General features: G+C 65.9%; 9 protein-coding genes and 1 tRNA gene. 1 reads left to right on the forward strand and 9 read right to left on the reverse strand.

What is annotated here, in order from left to right; translation table 11 throughout:
- Window positions 1–14: 14 nt before the first annotated feature.
- Both secD and yajC read right to left on the reverse strand, forming a co-directional pair.
- Window positions 15–1619, reverse strand: coding sequence for a protein translocase subunit SecD (gene secD, locus RN629_RS05235; RefSeq protein WP_407034218.1), 1605 nt, complete (start codon window positions 1617–1619; stop codon window positions 15–17).
- 8 nt (window positions 1620–1627) lie between these two features.
- Window positions 1628–1963, reverse strand: a complete 336-nt coding sequence (gene yajC / locus RN629_RS05240) for a preprotein translocase subunit YajC (RefSeq protein WP_407034219.1) — start codon at window positions 1961–1963, stop codon at window positions 1628–1630.
- A 191-nt stretch (window positions 1964–2154) separates the two neighbouring features.
- Between yajC and RN629_RS05245 the strand changes: the two genes are divergently transcribed.
- A tRNA-Pro gene (locus tag RN629_RS05245) sits at window positions 2155–2231 on the forward strand.
- Between the two features lie 160 nt (window positions 2232–2391).
- Here RN629_RS05245 and RN629_RS05250 read toward each other — a convergent pair.
- The 7 genes from RN629_RS05250 to RN629_RS05280 form a co-directional block, all read right to left on the reverse strand.
- Window positions 2392–2838: a hypothetical protein gene (locus RN629_RS05250; protein WP_407034220.1), complete on the reverse strand. Its 447-nt coding sequence runs from the start codon at window positions 2836–2838 to the stop codon at window positions 2392–2394.
- A 406-nt stretch (window positions 2839–3244) separates the two neighbouring features.
- Window positions 3245–3742, reverse strand: coding sequence for a hypothetical protein (locus tag RN629_RS05255; protein ID WP_407034221.1), 498 nt, complete (start codon window positions 3740–3742; stop codon window positions 3245–3247).
- On the reverse strand, window positions 3735–4016 hold the full coding sequence (locus tag RN629_RS05260) for a hypothetical protein (protein WP_407034222.1): 282 nt from the start codon (window positions 4014–4016) through the stop codon (window positions 3735–3737). The genes RN629_RS05255 and RN629_RS05260 overlap by 8 nt, the downstream gene beginning before the upstream one ends.
- 6 nt (window positions 4017–4022) lie before the next feature.
- Window positions 4023–4664 (reverse strand): OmpH family outer membrane protein, encoded by a 642-nt coding sequence (locus tag RN629_RS05265; RefSeq protein ID WP_407034223.1) that lies wholly within the window; start codon window positions 4662–4664, stop codon window positions 4023–4025.
- A gap of 4 nt (window positions 4665–4668) precedes the next feature.
- A complete protein-coding gene (locus RN629_RS05270) occupies window positions 4669–5574 on the reverse strand; it encodes a SapC family protein (RefSeq protein WP_407034224.1) in 906 nt (301 codons plus the stop codon).
- Entirely contained in the window at window positions 5571–6737 is a 1167-nt protein-coding gene (locus RN629_RS05275; RefSeq protein ID WP_407034225.1) for a TIGR03032 family protein, read from the reverse strand. Before RN629_RS05275 ends, RN629_RS05270 begins: the two co-directional genes overlap by 4 nt.
- Window positions 6738–6803: 66 nt before the next feature.
- On the reverse strand, window positions 6804–19628 hold the full coding sequence (locus tag RN629_RS05280) for a filamentous haemagglutinin family protein (protein ID WP_407034226.1): 12825 nt from the start codon (window positions 19626–19628) through the stop codon (window positions 6804–6806).
- Window positions 19629–19672 lie beyond the last annotated feature (44 nt).

Below are 19672 nucleotides of genomic sequence, written 5' to 3' on the forward strand. Positions count from 1 at the left end.
TCTGTTCTCCTGCCTCAAATATTGATGGTCTTGGGCTTTTCGCGGCGCAACCACAGCACCACGAGCATCCGCGTGAAGGTAACGGCGGTGAACACGCTGGTCACGATGCCGATCAGCAGCACGACCGCGAAGCCCTTGACCGGGCCCGAGCCGAGCACGAGCATGATGAGGCCCGAAATGGCGTGGGTCACGTTCGCTTCGAAAATGGTGCGGCTGGCTTCCTTATAGCCCAGCTCGACCGCCTGGACCACGCTGCGCCCGCGTCGCCGTTCCTCGCGGATACGCTCGTTGATCAGGACGTTGGCGTCGACGGCCGTACCGATGGTCAGCACGAACCCGGCAATACCGGGCAGCGTCAGCGTGGCGTTGAGCATCGCCATGACGGCCAGGATGACCAGCACGTTGATGACGACCGCGATGTTCGCATAAATGCCGAACCGGCCATAGGTGAGGGTCATGAACACGATCACCGCGATCGCGGCGATGGCCGAGGCGAGGACGCCGGCATGGATCGAATCGGCGCCCAGATCGGGACCGACGGTGCGTTCCTCGACGACCTTCAAATTGACCGGCAGCTTGCCCGAACGCAGCGCGATCGCGAGTTCGTTGGCGGTCTGGACGGTGAAGTTGCCGCTGATCGACGCGCGCCCGCCCAGGATCGGTTCGTTGATGTTGGGCGCCGAGATCACCTTGTTGTCCAGGATGATCGCAAAGGGTTTGCCGGTATTTTCCTGGGTGATGCGCGCGAACTTGCGACCGCCCTGCGCGTCGAAGGTGATCGCCACCTGCGCCGCGTTGGTCTGCTGGTCGAAAGTCTGCTGTGCGTCGATCAACTGATCGCCCGAGATGATGACGGGCCGCTTCACCGCGATCACTGGCGCGCCCAGCGGATTGCCCGGATAGGACAGGACCTGGCTGCCTGCGGGGGCATTGCCCTTGGCGAGATCGGCCGGATTGGCGTTGGTGTCGACCAGCTTGAATTCGAGCTTGGCGGTCTTGCCGAGCAGATCCTTCAGCGCCTGCGGGTTCTGGAGGCCGGGCACCTGCACCACGATGCGGTTGCTGCCCTGCTGAAGGATGGTGGGCTCCTTGGTGCCCAGTTCGTCGATGCGGCGGCGGACGACTTCGGTGGCGTCCTTCATCGCGGTGTCGATCGCCTGGTTCAGCCCGGCCTGGGTCTGCTTCAGGATGAAGCGCGAGGTGTCGACGACCTGGATGTCCCATTCGCGCTGGCCGGTCATGCCCGCCCCGCCGCCGGTGATCGACAGCAGCCGCTCGCGCGCGGCGTCGACCTGGCTGGGGTCGCGCAGCATGAAGCTGAGCTGGCCGTCGCGCGTCGAGATGTCACCGATATCGATGCGCGGATTGCCGCGCCGCATCTCGGTCGACACCTGGTCGCGCATCGTCTCCAGACGCGAATTGGCGAGGTCGGCGGTGTCCGCCTCCAGCAGCAGATAGCTGCCGCCCGCCAGGTCGAGGCCCAGATTGACGCGCGGATGCGGGATCGGGCCCCATTTGTCCGTCACGCTTTCCGGCAGGAAACTGGGAATCGCCAGCAGGCACAGGGCCGCCAACAGGGCAACGATGGAAGCGACCTTCCAGCGGGGGAAATCCAGCATCGCGCGCGTCAGTCGTTGGCGGGCTTGGCGTTGGGATTGACCACGTCGGTCAGCGTCGACTTGACCACGCGAACGCGGACGTTCGGCGCGATCTCGACCTCGACCAGCGTGTCCTCCACGCGGGTCACCTTGCCGACGATGCCGCCCGCCGTGGTGACCTGATCGCCCTTCTTGACCCCCTCGATCGACGCTTGCAGCGTCTTCATCCGGCGCTGTTGCGGGCGGATCATGAGGAAATAGAAGACGACGAAGACGAGAAGCAGCGGCGCGAGGCTGAGGAACGAGGCGGCTCCGCTCGATGCGGCGACCCCGGTTGCGGCCTGGGCGGTGAAGGGAATGAACATTCGGACCCGTCTATGCTGAATGGGCATGGGCACCCTTCGACCAGAATGATCGAGCAGCCCCCATGTCGGATGGCCTGCCCGCTACCATCGCAGGCGGGCAGGCGCAATGGAGCCCCGAATGTGGGGGGCATAGTATCTCAACATCAAGGCTTGCATCCCACGGAAAACCCGCCTAATGGCCGCCCCTCGGTCGGGGCGTAGCGCAGCCTGGTAGCGCATCACACTGGGGGTGTGGGGGTCGCAGGTTCGAATCCTGTCGCCCCGACCAATATGTTCTCGTCGGAACAGATGGCTAGCAAGCCATCCCTTGGCGGCCCTTATGGCCTTTGCCGGTGCCGTCTGACACATTTTTCAGTACTTTCGCTGGCCGCCGGCGATTGCCCCGTCATGATAGTGCCAAGGTCCAAGAGCGCATGGTGCTGACGGCATCAGGCAGCGGGCGCCAAACCGATCCTTTCCCATGCATCCCTATATTCGTCGCGATCATAGTCGCGCGGCTCAAGCCAGTAGGCTTGCTGTCCGCCCTTGTCCTGCGATGCCAGTTTCCGAACCTCGTCAATCGTCAGGATATAGCAAACGGGATTATCGGAATTGGCGTGGATCGTGATGATCCACCATTCAGCGCGAAGCGCGGTCAGATCGCGACCGAGCGAAGCGGCTTGGCGCTTGCTGAGCGCCCTCGACTGGACGCCAAATTTTCGAACCTTATCGGCATCGGTAACAAGCATGTCCGACCCGCGTGCATGGCGAATTGTTGGCGTCACATGCCAGCCGCGCCGGGAAAGCGGCCAAGCGGCAAAGCTCAATCCTGCGTTGCAGGTCAACCGAGCGCTATTCTTGAAACTGCTATTTCCCATCTTTGCCCCAATCATCATTTGTGGCGGCCCGGCTCATGCCGTGCGTTCGTAACCCAGATCGCGGTCCAAGGCGCTGCTGTCGTTGGGCGGAACGCTGTATATGCGCGATGGCCGCCTGGCCAAGAAGCGTTGGCCGGTCCATGTTCGCAAGGGTTCGGAACCCTCACGAGTGGAAGAAGCCCCATCGGTCGCGAGACCGGAAATGGCGTAGCTTGAATGAGCCCATCTCGGTATCCGGCAAACCGGCAGCATGCCAGGATGATGCGCTGCTGGACCAGCAATACGCGATTCGATCTGAACGCCGCGACACTGTCACAGCGGCCGATCAGGTGCGAGCCCCGCGGGATCAGCAGTATCCCGCTCGTTACCGGCTCGAACGCGGTCTCGGACAGTCGATATAGCCAACCATCATCGCCAGCGAGTCTCAGATCGGATTGCTGCGCGACGGTGCCAGTGCCGGTGATGGTTCCGGCAACTCGGCACTGGCTGCAGCAAGTTGCACAGCGATGCGTAGCGGCAGCAGCATATTTCGGGGCGGGGCACCATCGAGCTTCTGGCCGACGATCAGGCTCCGCAAATCAGCGTTGGGCTCGGGATGGACGAAGGGGGTGAAATCGACGCGCGAAACCGCGCCATCGCGGTCGATCCACAGTTTGAGGACCAGCGGCGCGGTCGGCTCACCGGGGGCGGGTCTGGTCTGGTCGAGATAGGCACGAAGGCGCACCGCGACCTCGTTATCCGCCTTGAGCAGGCGCATGACCACTGCCGTCGCCCCTTGCGCATAATGCACCCATTCGACCGGGGCGGTGGCGGGATCGACCACCCGGCCGTTCGCCGGTGCGGCCGCCACAAGGCCTGCGCCCGCGAAGGCCGTGACCCAGCGGGCGAGATGCGCAAGGGGGAGCGGGGCCTTGTCATTCATAGCGTTGGCTCCAAACAGGATTGGGGGAGATCCGGTTCACAGGGTGGCCGTCGGCGAAGAAACGTCGGCTGGGCACGTCACGGATATGGCTGCCATGGCAGGTCCGTCCGCGGCTGGGACGCGTCATGACCGGCAATGATATGCCGGTCAGCTCCGAATCGACGCTCCGCGCGGCTTCGGCAGGTGGCCAGCCGAGAATGAGGGCCGCCATAAAGCAGTTGACGACAACACCGGACAGGACGTCGCCCGGCACCAGCAAGAGGATCGTCAGCACGTTATCCTATCGCGCCGGCCCGGCGGTCGGCTGGGCCGGCAGGCGTGCGCGTTCGATGCTGATCGTCTGGATCTTCGCGTCGAGCGCGCGGACGACATCGGCCGTCAGGTCGTTCGCGAAATTGCCGCCGAGGACGGTGCCGCGGTCGAACAGCAGGCCGCACTTCTTTTGGCCATAGACCTGCGCGATCACCGGCTGTGCCTCATTGGCGATTCGCTCCAAGGCCCTGGTGCGGGTTGCTTCGATCTCGCGGCTGGTTTGCGCCGCCTTTTGCTGCAATGCCTGCCAGCGCCTGGCCAACGCCTCGCGCTTTTGCTTGTTGGCTGCGTTGTCGGGCTGCCCTTCGAGCGCCTTCGCTTCGGCCTCGATCGCCGGGCGCTGGGCATCGATCTCGGCCTGCGCCGCGCGAGTCAGGTCATTGAGGCGCGCCGAGGCGGCCTTGCCGACCGCGGCATTGGCGTAGATCGCTTCGCGCGAGAGCAGGCATAGACCGGGCACCACAGGCCCGCCGAGCGGTGGGGTCGGAGACGTGGCGGTTGTCCCCGTCCGCACGGCCCCGACCGTCTGTGCGAAGGCGGTGGAGGCAAAGGGCGTGCCGGCGGTGGCGGCAATCAGGAAAGCGGAGGCGAGGTTGGGGAAGGCTTTCATCGGATCAGGCTTTCTTCGCTATGGTCTCGAGGGGCGCGGAGGCGGTGGTGTCTTCGGTGGGAATAATGCCCTCCGTCTGACGGGGCTCGGCGGTGGAGGCGGGCGCATTCGCTGCCATGGAGGTGCTCGCCTCCGGCGCATCCGAAACATCAACGGGTGACGTTTGCGCGATTGCAGTGTGCACGGCCTGACGCTCCAGCAGGATTGAAAAGCGATCCAGCGAGGCGAGATGGAAATGCACCAGCGCCAACAGACCCTGGCGCTGCCACGCGACGATCGTCGAATCGTCGAGCGCGGCGAATTTCTCAGCGTCGACGATCTGGAAGCCTGCGAGGCCGAATGTGCTGCCGTCGGGCAAGGTCGCGTCCGCGCGGCGGTCGATCAGGAGGTTTTTCTCCTTGAGGGCCGCCGTGAACATCTGTGTGATCTCAACCTCGCGTCCGAAGGCGGTGCAGAATTCCAGCGCCTGCCGGGTGAGCGCGCTCGGCTGCCCGTCCTCGAACAGCGCGGTGCCATCCGTCCCATCCTGCGCGACCCGCTCCGAGCCGGCATCGATTGCCAGTGCGAAGCCGTCGGGATTGGCGGTAGCGATGAACGCGAAAGGGTAGCGGCGCACATAGGCCGGCACATAGGCGCCTGGTGACCAGCGTCCGGCCTCGACGAACAGGTTGCGGCGATCCAGACCCAGGATCGCCACCGGCTGCGCGCTGTCGGCCGCGAACACGACCGGATAGTCGCGCATCGCCGCCGCCACTTCTCCCGCTACGATCGGAATGAAGGGACTGTCCGCGGCAAAGCGCGCATCGCCATCCTTCAGGCGCCAATGGGCATGGACCGACGAATGAAGCGGCTGAACCGCGTTGTAGAACAGTGGGAGCCTATGCTTCCCCTGCGCGCTGTCTCGGGTCATGGGTTGAACTCCTGAATGTATGAAGCGCTTGATGCGGCGGCTGCAGGCGCGGCGCTTCTGGGCGTGGACCAGAAACCGATGTCGGGCAGATCGATCGCCGTCTGCGTCGCGTCTCCGTCGAGATCGCTGATGCCCATCACCCGCGCCCTGGTGGTGATCTGGATGTCGTGTATCTCGGTGCAACCGCCCGTATAAGTGAGCATGCCCACCGCTTCCCCGGTGTCGGCGCGCAGCGCGGCGACACCGCACATCAGCGGTTCGCCGCTCGCGGCGACGGGGAGATCCTTGAACGGCTGGACGCCGCGCGGCAGCGACAAGCCCACGAACAGATAGCCACCCAGTTCCGCCAACCCGCGCGCGAAGCCCGGCAGCGTGCCGATTACCCGCTTCTTGCGGGTCGCCCGGTCGATCTCGACGATCGCGCCGATGCCAGCCTCGGTGAGCAACAGGCGGCCGGCGATGATGCGTGGCGAATGCGGCATGCACAGGCCGGAGGCGACCGCGCGCCCACCCGGCACCTCCAGCACGACGCCCCCTTTGTACCGACCCGCATGCCAGCCGCGCGGGGTGTCGGTCTGGCCAAGTGCGGTCACATAGCGGATTCTGCCCTGCTCGATCGCCATGCCGTTGAGATGGCAAAGATCATCGGGCGAAAGCGCCGACACGAATGGCGGCTTCCAGATCGGCGTGAAATTGTGAAAGCCGTCCAGCCGGCACAGGCAGCTATAGTTTGTATTGACCGCGATCACGTCCGGACCGTCGAACACCATGTCATGGATCGCGCTCTCGCCGGTGACGTGGCGTTGCCGCACCACAAAATAGCCACCATAAATATTCTCCGCGCCCGGCTTGGTCCGCGCGAGCGAGCGCACGTTGGAGAGGATCGCGACTTCCGATCGCATCGCCACGGCCAGGCGGTCCCCGTCGAGCGCGAGGCCCATGGCCGCCGGAAAATGGGCGAAGGACTGAACCGGGCGGCCATCGCCCAGACTGCCGACGATCATGACTGCGCTGGCCTGATAGCTGCTGATGATCAGCGAGCAGCCAAGCTGCTCCAGCAGACCGACAAATCCGTCCGTCATCTCATAGTCGATACGCTCGGCGACCGGCGTTGCCCGATCGCCACCCCGCCGCCCGTTCAAATTCTCATCTGTCGCGGTCATTCTAGATACTCGCTTCCGCTGCTTCAGGATGCGGGAAGGTCAGGCAAAGTTGGTCCCGGTCCATGATCAATCCTCGCCGAACCCGAGGAAGCGGACGTTTACGAGCGTAGGGATATCGCGCATCGGTGCGGGGCGTGACCGCTCGGCCAGGCGCGTCGCCTCCGTCACGGCGGCGCTGCTCGCCGCCGAAGCGGCGGTCAGCGCGCCGGTGTTGACCACCACTGCCTGCGGGATGCCCGACGCATTGCCCTTCACCTGGATGTTCGCGGCATTGAGCACCTGAAGCGCTGCCAGGTTGATGCTGCCCGACACGCGGATGCCCGCCTCGCCCGCGTCGATCGTGCCGAGCGGCGCGATCAGGTCGATATCGCCCGGCTTGACCTCCGGGATGGGATCGAGCGTGGCGATGCCCGCGCCGCTCGACGGCGCCAGTGGCGACAGCGTGACATTGCCGTAATTGTCATAGGTGCGGCGTGGCGGGGTATAGACGATCGTCGTCTTGGCGCCGCGCCCGGCATTGATGTCGCCTTCCGCCGACCAGCCGAGGACGGAGCCGCCGAAGGTCGTCATGATGCGCGACAGGCCGAGCAGCAGGCTGCCCTTGCTGTAGGTGCTGATGTCGCCATTGCCCTGCGTGATGAGGCCCGCCGTCGAGGGCGGAACCGCGCCCTGCACGCCCAGCACGATCTGCCCGCCCGGCGCGAGCAGGCTGATGTCCCCGCCCGCGATGGTGCGCACCCCCGACCCGCCGAACATCGTGATGTCGCCGGTGCGGACGATCGCCTTCCCGGCCGCGTCCTTGTCCGGGAACAGGGTGGCGATCATCCCGCGCCCGCGCAGATAGCTTCCGAAGCGGGGGCCGGTGGCGTCGTTATACTCGCGCCCGCCTTCGCGCAGTTCGGCGTAATAGACCTGTCGCAGGAAGAGGTTCCGGTTCTCGACCGGCAGGGCGTCGAAATAGGCCAGTGCGTCTTCCGCAGAGCCGGTGAAGCCATAGTGCTCGCCCAGCCATGCGACCAGTTCCTTGCCATAGACCTTGGCGACCTTGCCCCGGTTGTTCGCATGGGCGAGCGGGAAAGCCGGGTCGGCGAGCTTGGCCGGATCGAGATAGCTATTGCGGATCGCGCTATAGTCGAGGCCGTTCGCGCCCACCCCGGCGGTCATCGAAATGCCGGCACCAGGCCGCAAATCGCCGCGCACGATCGGGCCGATCGAGGTGACGAGGCCGCGATCCTCCTGCACGATGTTGCGCCCTGCGCTGATTTCCAGCGCGCCCGGACCGGCAATCTCCACATTGGCGTAGCGAATGTCGCGCCCCGCCGAGATCACCGACACGTCGTTCGCGTCGCCATGCACGATCAGGCTGCCGGTGGCCCACGCCGACATGACTTCCCCAAATCCGATTGTCCGGCTTTCGTCCGATGCCCTGCCCAACCCCAATATGTCGCGGCCGGCCCGGATACGGACCGGGCCCCCCCCTTCATACCAGGCGAGGCGGCTACGGGTGAATATCAGCTTCTCGCCGGTGCTGAAGTCCACGATGTCGCCATTGACGGCATAGAAGCGTGCCGGGTCGCGCCCTTTGCCGACCATGCCATTGAGGATGCCTGGGGCGCCAAAGGCGAATAACGGGAAATCATATCCGCTGTTCGCGAGGACACCGAGATCGGGGCTCGTGCCGGTGCCCGTCTCATAGACATTCTGGCCAACCGCCGATCCGTTGCTGAACACCGGCGTATAAAGCTGGCCCAGATAATTTGTCTCCCAGGCGGCGAACGCCGGGTCGAGCGGTGTCGGCAACGCCACATTGGCAGCAGACATGTTCACGCTATGGCCGTTCGCATAGATCGACTGACCGGCCAGCAACTCAAGGGCGCCCGATGGTGAAGGGGCAAGCAGCAGCGATCGCGCCAGCGCTCCGGCCTGCAGCAGGTTGTTCGTTTCCGGCACCAGACCATAATAGAGGCTGCCATTGGGCGCGACGGCGCGGAGGATGGAGGGATAGACGATCTGCCCGTCCATGGTCCTGACGTCATCCAGATTGAGTTGACGCGGCGTCAGATTGCCGCCCGCCGAAAACAGGTTGACCGCGCTGTGCTCCGTCCAGAGCGTGAACCATGTCACGCCGCCCGCCAGATAGGTCGTGCCGTCATAGCTGTAGCCGGCGGAATTATATTGCCGCGCCCGCCCCGCATCTTCGGCGATGCCGAGCACCAGATCGTCGCGCGTATTGAGATAGGACGCAGCGTCGCCCAATGTCAGTGCGATGCCGCCCGTTGGCGTTCCAAGCGTCGCCGTGAAGGGGTCGGTCACGAACCGGGCGGTAGTGCTGAAGACATTGCCGTAGGTCAGGCCGATCGTGCCGACCCCGCGGCTGTCGAGTTGAACGCTGCCGCGCAGGTCAACCAGCGCGCCGTTCAACTGGCTCGTTTCCCCGAATTTGACCGCATTGCCACGGACATGCCGCGTCGCCGACGCATTCGGGTTCCATGTGCCACCCAGTCGCATGTCGATATCCCCGCCACCGGTCAGCCGCAGGTCGGCGGCGTTGGTGACGCCATCGCCATTGTCGAGGACGCGGCCCGTGCTGCCCACGACCACCACCAACGCCTGACTGCGGGCATAGGCCATGTTCTGATCGGGCGCGATTGCCGAACCTATGGCGTCGATCGCGCCGACATCGCCCCCGGCGCGCAAGGCAACATTGCCGCCGCCGAGCGCGCCAAAGCCGGTGAAGCCGATGACGCTGGCCAGATCGTTCCGTGGCTTGTTCGTCACGGCGTAGGTACCGAAATTGATCCACCAGGCGGTGGGAACCGAACCATCGCCGCGCACCGCCGATCCGGTGCCCTGACGCCACAACCAGTTGCCGACATCGCCGCTGTTATAGAGGGCGACACCCGGCCAGGGCGCATCGACATCTCCGAGTTGATCGCCGACGATGGCGCCACCGGCATTGACCAGCAGATTGCCGCCATGGTCGGGATACCAGGCCCGATAATCGGCCAGCAGCGGTTCCAGGGTAGCGTTCGTCGCGCCCAGCACCGTCCCGTCGTTGAACCGGCTGCGCGGCTGGTTGAACCGTGCATCATCGCCGCCGGACCGGGTGTTCACGCCCGCCGTATAGATGCCGTAGAGCGAGCGCACGCGCACATCCCCGGCCGCGATCAGGTCGAGATCGCCTGTGCCTGTGCGCACCACGCTCATCAATGGACGTTCGGGCTTGAAGACGGTCGATCCCGCGGAAATCGAGCAGATCCCGGGGTAGGCCGAACAGTAGAACATTGCACCCGCAGGAACGGGATCACCCGGAAGATAGAACCCGCCGGGAGGGAAATTCACGACCGCATCGGTGAAGGTCGCACTGCCGGGCGTTGCCTCCAGCACTCCAGCCGTGTGTGTATCGGCCAGCGTCAAATTGCCCGACGTGCCCTTGTGGATCATGCGGGTATCGACCGCGTCGAGATCGGCGCCCGCGACCAGACGCATGTCCCAGGATGTCGATCCTTCGCCCAGCATCGGCGCCACGGCCCAGTTGCGGCCCTGGCGACCGTCCACTGTCGGGCGCAACTCTATGGAGCCGCCAACGATCTTCACATCCGTCATGGATGGAATGACCGAGCCGATGGCCAGCGGGAGCGCTTCGTTCAGCGACATCGCGACCGGCAACGCCACGCCCTTTGGCCAGACAATCGCGCCAATCTGTGTAGCGCCGACCAGCCGTGTGCCAGCGCCCAGCTTCGTCCCTGCTGTCAGGGTTATATCTTCCGACAGCACGGTTCCCGCCGCATGCGCGATGCTACCATCCGGATTGAGAATATCGGCAGCAAGCACCGTTCCGGCCGGCAGGCTGATCGCGGCGGCCAATGATGCCTCCACAGGCAGCACCGTGCCCGCTGGCAGCGTCATGTCCTTCATCGGGGCGTCGTAATTCAACGTCACGCCGACCGAGAACTTCGTGCCCGCATCCAGAATGACGCCCGCGATCGGCACCACCACTTCCTGCCCGAAAGGCGTCACATTGCCGCCGGTTCCGTCCCAACCTTTATAGGCTGCGAGCACCCAGCTATTGGCATCATCAGGAGTGCCCACCGGCAGGCCAAAGCCGTCATTGATGCTGCCATGGATGCTGAGCGTGCCGCCCGCGCGGATGACCAGCGCGCCCGGCTCGCCATAGCCGCGCAGGGCCGGATCGCTCCGATTGGCGTTGGGGCCATAGCGATAGCCGGAGAGGTCGAGGTCGCCCATCACCGCGATGTTGCCGGCCGGGTTGGTCGTCGCATTGCTGGTGATCGCGACCCCCGGCCGCAGATGATAGACCCCCAGCCCGGACAGGCGACCCGACAGGTTGCCATTGCCCAGCGCGGCGGCCATGAACGCCTGGCTGTCGAGATCGATCGCGTCCAGATAGGCCTGCGTCACGATCTGCGGCGTGTTGCCGGTCACGTCCGGGCTGGTGGCAAGCGGCGCGTCGTCATAGCTGCGGAAGGCGTTGACCGCGATCAGCTTCGCGCCGTTGATACCCGGCGTCCCGGCCACCGAGATATCGGCGTTGTTCACACCCAGCCGCCGCGCATTGAACGTCAGCGTGCCGAGCGGCGCCTGATCCGCCAGTGTGTCCGTGCCATAGCGCAGGTCCATCCGCGCGCCGCCGGCGACAGAGATGCGCCCGTCGCTGGCGGTCAGGTCGATGATCGCCCGGTTGGGGCTTTCGATGACCTTGCCATAGCTGTCGCGCCGCACGCCCGCGCCATGGGCGTCGAGCGTGCCGTTGATGGTCAGCCCGTCGCGCCCGCCCAGCCGGATCGAGCCGACCTGGAACCCGCTGGCGTCGATCAGGCCGTTCACCGTCAGGCTGCCGCCATCGGTGAAGATCTCCACCCGCCGCGCCTTCACGCCGTCGCCGACGACGAGATCGCCCTGTTTGATGTGGAAGCGCCGCGCGCCGGTGACGCCGCCGCTGTTCAGCCGCGTGTTGAGCCCGGCGAAGTCCGTCACCTGCCGCGCCTCGATCGACAGTTCGGCGGCGTCGAACGGCACCATCGTGCCGCCCGCGTCATATTGGCCGCTCGCGGCGCCGCGGATCGACCCGGCCAGATCGACCGTCCCTGCGCCCGTCCCCAGCGCCACCGCCTCCAGCGCTCCGCCGGCATTGTTGGTGGCGGACAGGTCGATGACCGATCCGGTACGCTGGGTGATGTCGCCCGCGCCGCTGACGAGGCTGAGATCGCCGCCCCAGCTATATTTCTTCACGTCGAACATCGCGATCTCGCGGCCCGACAGGTCGATGCGAGAGCGCGCGCCCAGATCGATCGCCCCGCTCGCCTCCAGACCCAGCTTGCCGCTGTGCAGCGCGACCGTCGTGTCGACCAGCACGTCGCTGCCCGCGAAGCGCAGTTCGCCCCCCAGCGCGTCATGGTCTGACGCCGCCGCCCCTTCGGGCGCGACCAGCCGGATGGCCCCGCCGCTCTTGACGATGGTCGATCCGCCCGCCGCCGAGGTGACCAGCGGCGCGGTGATGGTCAGCGCCCCGCCCGAATAGCTGAAGCCCTTGTCGGCGACATAGCCGCCCTGCGCCTGATAGACGCCGATGCGGTTCCTGCCCTCGAACAGCACGCGCTCCGACGCGGTGAGGTTGAGCGCGTCGAAACCGGCGACGAGGCGGTCGGTCACGATGGTCGATTGCGGCGTTACATTGACGCCATGGCCCACCGCGATGCGACCGGCCAGGATGTCGAGCGCGCCATGGCCGAGCCGGCTGGCGATCGCCGCGCCGGGGGTGGCGGCGGCCGCGCCGTCCATGACGCCCGCCCAGACGAATTCGCCGGTCTTGATCACCGCCGTATCGCCCGCTGCGCCATAGCCGTAGATGGCCGGCGTGCCGAGCACGAGGCGACCCGGGCCTGACGCCCCGGTGCTGCCGGTGTCGATCGTCACCGCGCCATAGATGTTGACCGACTGGCTGGCGTTGAGGCGCAGCGTTTCCACCGCTGGCGCGTTGATCGCGCTGTTGCCGCGCAGCAGGGTGTCGAGGACGGTCTGGTTGATGGTCAGGCCCGGCGGCCGCGCCCCGGCCGCGCCCGCATCGGCGATCGCGCCATTTTCCCCGAAGTTGATCGAGGAGGTGGCGATCACCAGATTGCGCGTGCCATAGCGCACGGTGTCGGCGATCTGGAAGCTGCCGGTGGTCGCCAGCGCCATCGAGCCTTCGGAGACGAGCCGCGTCTCGCCCGTGCAAGCGCCGCTCGCGCAGGTGCCGATCTCGATCGCGGGACCGGCTTCGCCGGTCAGCCGGACGTTGAGATCGCTGTTGGAGAGGATCAGCCCGGTTTTCACATTACGCACATAGCCATCGTCCGCGCCGCGGCTGACCTTACCCTTGCCGACGGTGTCGATCGTCACGCCCTGTTCGACGACGATCCCGCCGCCGATCCTGAGAGTGGACGGATCGTTGCTCGACAGCACAGCGACCTCGCCCGCTGACAGCGTCGTGCCCGACCGCAGGATCAGCTTCGATCTATAGCCCTCGATCGACAGGCTGGGTGCGCCGATCGCCGTCAGCGCATCGGCGTAGAGGGAGGCCCCCACGATCCCCGCCGTGCCGCTGGGACTCGCGCCCTTCGCCATGATTTCCAGTTCGGAGTCGGCGAACGGCTTGGTGATCTTCATCGAGACAGTCGCGCCGCCCGTAAAGCCGCCGCTCTTGGCGTCCGGCGCGAACAGCGCCTTGCCCTCGAACGTCAGCGCGGCACGCTCGCCACGCCCAGCGCCTTCGTCGAAGACCATGTTGAGGAACCGGGCGTCGCCGGTCAGCGGCGCGCGCAGCACCCCGCGCCGTGCCGCATCGGCCAGCACGAACGCATTATAGCTGGTTTCATTATAGCCCGAATAGCTGCGCACCGCCTTGGCGGGCGTGATGAACACCGCATTGGGCAGCGCGTTGCGTTGCGACGTGCCGAGCGTACTCAGCGTGCCTGGCGCGCTGTACGTCATTCCATCGATCGCCGTGACCTTGGTGAGCGTCGGGCTGGCCTTGCCGATTTCCACCCGGAACGCGCCGTCCATCAGCGCATAGGTCGAGGGCATCAGCGTATAGGTGCCCGCCGGAAGCCCCGGCACGCCATCAGGAACCGTGATCTGCCGCCCGATCGCCGGATCGCCCGCCCCCGCATCCGGGGCGTCGGGCGCATAACCGGCATAGCCGGGCACGATCGCATAGACCTGATTGTCCGGATCGCTGAACGTATAGCCCGGATTGACGTTGGCGAAGGCGGTGTTCAGCACGTCAACCGAACCGCCGCGCCCGCTGACGAACGCGCTGCCCAGCAGGTCGCCGCCACCTGACAGGTCGAGCACCGCGCCCTTCTGAACATCGATCTCCAGACCGGCGATGTTGATGTCCTGATACAGCACGGCGGTCTTAATGAGGCCGCTTGCGTCCTTCAGCAGCACTTCCTTGCCGTTATAGAAATATTTGATGCCGTCGACCGTGCCGCCATAAGGCAAGGTTATGCCCGCCGCACTGATCGACGTCTCGCTGCCCGGCAGGAAGCGCACGGTGGAGCCGGGGTGCGCAATGCCGTCGCCAAGCACATAGGTGTTATAGCCGATGTTCAACTGACCCAGCGGCGCGCGCACCACGCCGCCTTGCTCGATCGCCGGGGCGGCCAGCGTGAGCGTGCCGAACACCGACAGCGGGGCCACCGCATTCGTCCCGGCCGTGCGCGCGATGGTCAGCACCGCATCGGGATTCCATCCGCTACTGCTGGAACCGCGCGTATCGATGGCGCCAGCCGCGATCATCGTCGATGCGCCCGTGACGGGGTAAAGCTGCGCCGCCGTCAGCGAGATGTCGCCGCGCGTGATGAGTGCCGTCGACTGCAGTCCTCCGTCCATGGACCGCAGCAGCCTGAGGTCGCCGCTGCTGGTAAGGCTCACCTCGCCAAAGCCGCGCCGGTCGATGGTCACATTGCCGTTGGCCGGTCTGTCTCTTGCAACCGCGCTCACGCCGAAACCGACCCGGTCGCGCAGGTCTATCAGGCCCGCCGTCACCGCAAAGACGGCGTCGCTTTCCCGCGACGGCGTCTTTGCGTTACTGTCGCCAGCGCCGAAGCGGACCAGCGGCATGACATAGCCATTATTGGTGCTCGGCGCCGTGCTGACATTGGCCAGCAGGACATAGGGCGCGGCAAGCGAGACGCGCGCCGCATCGTCGGCACTGTCGGACAACGCATAGGCGCCGGCATAGAGGCGCAGGCTCTGCGCCATGGTCAGCCTCACGCCGCCGTCGAACGAGAGCACGCCATTGACCAGCAGCGAGGCATTGTCGAAGCCGCCCGCCTCGATCTGGTCCACACCGATACGGCCAGCGCCATAACGCAGCGCCGGATCGCTCTGGCCCGGCGACAGGTCCGCCGCCAGCCCGCTGCCACCGCTTTGCGACAGGACCAGTTCGCGCGCGTTCATCACGGCGGCGTTCGCACCCGTGGTCGCATAGATCGGCGTTTCGAGCGCGATGCCGAGCGTCCCGCCCGCCGCGCCCGCGCCGCCTGCGGTGGCTTTCATCGTGCCGTCGATGAAGAGGCCGCGATTGGAGGCAAGGACGATGGTGCCGCCATTGCTGGCCATGTCGACCGAACGCGACCCGTTCGCCACGCCACGCACCGGATAATCGAGCAGGGCATGCGTGCCCGACGCATCCAGCACAGCGCCGGGGCGAATGATGACGAAGGCGTCGCTGGCGAAGTTCGCGCCGCTTTTCTCCCAATCGAGCGCGCCGCCGATCGCGATCGTGCCGCCGTCGCGCACCACGCCATAGGTCCGCCCATATTGGTCGGTCGCGGTCGCCGCGCGCGCCGCCACGTCCAGCACCGCATGGTCGCCGATCCAGATCGCGTTCGCATCGCCTCCATTGGCGGCGATGGGGTCGTTGGCAGGGTCGCTTGTGGTCAGCCGATAGTTCTGATCGATGGCGATCTCACCGCCCCAGGCGTTGAGCGTCCCGTCGACGATCGTGCGCCCCAACCATCCCGTCAGGCGGATTGTGTGGCCGGGATCGACGGTGATTGCCGCGCCATGGGAAATCGCGATCGTGCCGCCTGCGCGCGCGCCGCCCGACAGCAGCGCAAGACTCGCCCCCTGCCGCTGCGTCAGAATGCCGGTGACGGGGTTTGCCTGATAGAGCGGTGGCGTCCACAGTTCCAGCGCATCGGCCGGCGCGGCACCGCTCGCAATCGTCCGGGCATTGGCCGTCAAACGATAGACCGGCATGGCGACGTCGATCTTGACATCCTCGCCAACGGCGACACCGCGATTGCCGTTCACTTCATAGGCGGAAAAGCCCGTCGAGAATATCCGCCTGTCCAGTTTGCCGGGTGACGTAACGGCCACCGCGCGGTCCAGCGCGGTGCCGCGTGGAACGATCGTGTTCGCCGGGATCGTGAAGGGTGCGGCGACGATTTCGCCCGCCTTGACCGACATCGTCGTCGGCGTGATCGGGATGCCACCGCCCGCAAACACGCCATCGGGAACGACAAAGCCGGATGGAAACGCCTGATCATACCAGATTATCTTGGATCCGGTGGGAATGACCGGCGCAGGGGCACGGGCCGGCCTCCACCTGACGCTCGTCATCGTGGTTTCGCCCGGCCGAAAGTACCAGATCGAAACGGAAAAGAATCGGCCCACGCCAGGGTAAGCTGGCGGCTGCCAGTCCCGCAGCAGCACGACCCCGCTGCCGGATTCAAATTGTGGAACGCCCGACACCGCCTCGCCCGGTGACGCCACCGTCTTCTGGTAGCTGAGGTCGATCGGCATCGCCTCGCCTGCCTGAACGACATACTCTTCCAGCGTGACGAGATCGACCGGCGCCTTCTCACCCGCGCCAAGCACACCTTTGTTCGCCAGTCCCTTGCCGCCGATGATGATTGCCGGGCCGGACTGGACGCGCAGCGTGCCGCCGCCCGCGACGCCATAGGCGCGGATGTCGCCGTCCAGCGTCAACAGGCCGTTGTTGGAGACATTCTTCTGTGTCGCATCGGCGAGCAGGGAAACATTGCCGCCGCGCCCGCCCATCATGCTGCCATCGACCAGCAGCGCCGCGCCGGAGGACACATCGATCGCGCCGCCCTTCTCCACCGTCACGTCGCGGCTCGATTCGAGCGTCACGCTGCCGCCGTCCAGCCAGGCGAGGTTCGACAGTTTCGCGCCGCTGTCGTTCGCGTTGACCCACAGCCCGCGCAGGTCGAGCGTCGCGCCCTTGCGCAGCGTCGTGCTTGCCTTGCCGTCGAGTTCCAGCTCGCGGGTAAGCGGCGCGGTGCCCTGCGAGACGACCGGCGTGAACAGGTTGGTGGCATGGATGCCGCCGCCACGCGCGGTGATGTTCGCGGCGATGTCGATGACCGGCGCGGTCAGGTCGATACGGCCACCTGTCGCCATCTCCAGCGGCGCATCGATGGCGATGGTCCCACGCGTACCCAGGTCGAGTTTGCCCAGCTTCATCGCGCTAAGGCGGCTGGCGTCGAACCAGGCGGTATCGACCCGATCCGTCGCTATCGCGCTATCGCCGTCAAATGCGGGCGCGGCATTGGCAAGATCGCCGATGCGGATGGCGGTGCCGTAAAGGTCGGTGCGGCCCAGGAAATCATATTTGCCGATGGCCAGCGTGCCCGCCCCGGCGGCGGTGTGCTGGCTGAGCTTGTAGCCATCGGTCACGCCGTCCGGGCGGGTGATCGTCTGGCGGTCGCCGTTGACGACCTCGGAGACGATATCGCCGTCGAACAGCACCGTCGGCGCGGAGAGGATCAGTTTGCCAGCGTCGCGGCCGACGGTATAGCCATCCTCCCAGCGCGCCGATGTCCCCCGCGAGAAGAGCGTGTTGGAATAGACGTCGCTATATTGCTCGCCCCAGCGGGCATGCTTGCGCAGGAAGGCATTGCCGACCGCCACCATCTTGATGTTCGCGGGCGCGTTGCGGATGTCGTACATGCGGCCATCGGCGCCCATCACCAGGCTGGAGCGGACATAGCCCGCCTGATAATCGAGGCTGCCGCCCGAGATATCGAACAGCGCGCCCTTCTCGGCGACCACTTCCTTCGCCGACAGGGTGATCGTGCCGCCGACCGCAGTCCACTCGCCGATGCGATGCTTGGTGTTCGCCAGATAGCCGCCCACTTCGAGCAGGCCGCCCTTGGTGTACCAGCGATCGCCCTCGTAGCCGCCGGTGCCGTTCGGCAGCAGAACGAGGTCGCGCACATCGACCCAGACATTCTGGCTGCGGATATTGTTCTGGTCGCGGTTCGCCGGGCTGTCGCGCATCTCGTTGCCCTGGATATTCACCAGCATGGAGTTCGACTCCATGTCGAGCGCGACCCCCATGGTGCCCGAGACGTCGATCGTGGCGCCATCCGCGACCGTGATGCGACCGGCATCGGCCTGCACCGAGACCTGGCCGCCATTGGCCATGGTCTGCGACCCGCCCTCGAACAGCACCTTGCCGCCGGTAACGATCTCGACGCGGGACTGGTCGAGCCGATCGGTGAGGGTCGAGCGATCGTCGAATCCGAGCGCGGGGTCGTTACGGGCCGTTCCGGTCGACGCCTTGATCAGCGCATCCCGCTGCGAATCGAGCGCGGTGTCCTTGCTGTCGAGTTCGGGCAGGATGAGGGTGAGGCTTCCCTTGCCGAGGGTCACCGAGCCTTCGCCGTCGGCGCGTGAATTGAGCAGGTGGATGGTGCCCCGCTGGTTGACGCTGGTGGTCGAGACAAGAACGCCGTCCTGGCGGATCGCGCGGCCAGCGAGGGTGATGTCGCCCTGTACGGCTTCGATCATGCCGGTGTTTGTTACGGTACCGCTGGCGGAGTTGGCGCTGATCTGCCCGCGCACCTCATTGCCGCGTGTCGTTGAATATTGGTTCTCGTTGGTGCCGTAGCCGCGGCGGATGAGGAAGTCGTCACCAGCGGACAATGTGCTTTGGCCGCGCGGGGTGGTGATGGAGCCCGCATTGGTGACCTCGGTGCCCATCAGGAGGACGAAGCCGCCGCCCGACGTGACCGAACTGGGCGTGGTGGTGGTGATCTGTGCGCCGGCCTCGACACTCACCTTGCCACCGGCATTGGTGAAGCTGGGCAGATAGTTGGAACCGGAGATGGTGGAGTAGATGCCGTTCCTAAGGAACTGATCGTTGGTGATGCTGGCGGTCGCGGCGATGAGGTTGCGGACATTGACCTGGGACGCGCCGCCGAAGATCACGCCGTTGCGGTTCAGGATATAGACCGATCCGGGTGCCTTGATGCTGCCGAGGATTCTCGTCGGATCGGCGCTGGCGTCGGTGACGCGGTTGAGCGCGACCCAGTCTGCGCCACCCTGTTTGAAGGAGAGGTCTGTCTCGCGGCCGACATTGAAGCTGTCCCAGGTGAGGATGGCCTTGGCTTGCGTCTGGTCGATGAGGACATTGGTGCGGCCCTTTTCGCCCGCGCTCTGCGCGGGCCGGTGGGCGCCGATCCACAGGCTGCCCTCGATCGGCTTGCCGTCGGGACCGAACACCACGCCGTTCGCCACCTGAAGACCGCCCTGGCCGAGACCATTCGGAACATTGCTCTGCGCGGCCTGGGCAGCGGCGCGGGCGGCAGCCTGCGCGGCGGACATGGCGCTGCGGGAGTCGGCGGCGCGGCGGAACGCGGTGATGGCGCGCTGGCTTGCCGAGTTGCTCTGGGCGGCTCGGCTGGCCTGGTCCTGTGCGGCGCGGGCTGCGGCGACGGCGGGGTCGGCAGTGCCGCTGCGGCTGCCGAACACCGAACGGCTCTGGGCGAGGGCGGTACCTGAAATGATGAGCGTGCTCACCGAAGCGCCGATGAGCAGGGAATGGCGAAGCGTGCGAAACTTGACGGTCATCGGTTGGACTCCGGATGGGCCGCACGGGCGGCCATATCTTGATC

The organism is Facivitalis istanbulensis, assembly GCF_040560405.1.
Lineage (GTDB): Bacteria > Pseudomonadota > Alphaproteobacteria > Sphingomonadales > Sphingomonadaceae > Sphingomonas > Sphingomonas istanbulensis.

Bases quoted from the DNA above. Each gene is read 5' to 3' on its own strand.
- secD (WP_407034218.1), bottom strand. From the start codon at position 1,619: ATGCTGGATTTCCCCCGCTGGAAGGTCGCTTCCATCGTTGCCCTGTTG.
- RN629_RS05275 (WP_407034225.1), bottom strand. From the start codon at position 6,737: ATGACCGCGACAGATGAGAATTTGAACGGGCGGCGGGGTGGCGATCGG.
- RN629_RS05255 (WP_407034221.1), bottom strand. From the start codon at position 3,742: ATGAATGACAAGGCCCCGCTCCCCCTTGCGCATCTCGCCCGCTGGGTC.
- RN629_RS05265 (WP_407034223.1), bottom strand. From the start codon at position 4,664: ATGAAAGCCTTCCCCAACCTCGCCTCCGCTTTCCTGATTGCCGCCACC.
- RN629_RS05250 (WP_407034220.1), bottom strand. From the start codon at position 2,838: ATGATGATTGGGGCAAAGATGGGAAATAGCAGTTTCAAGAATAGCGCT.
- yajC (WP_407034219.1), bottom strand. From the start codon at position 1,963: ATGTTCATTCCCTTCACCGCCCAGGCCGCAACCGGGGTCGCCGCATCG.
- RN629_RS05270 (WP_407034224.1), bottom strand. From the start codon at position 5,574: ATGACCCGAGACAGCGCGCAGGGGAAGCATAGGCTCCCACTGTTCTAC.
- RN629_RS05280 (WP_407034226.1), bottom strand. From the start codon at position 19,628: ATGACCGTCAAGTTTCGCACGCTTCGCCATTCCCTGCTCATCGGCGCT.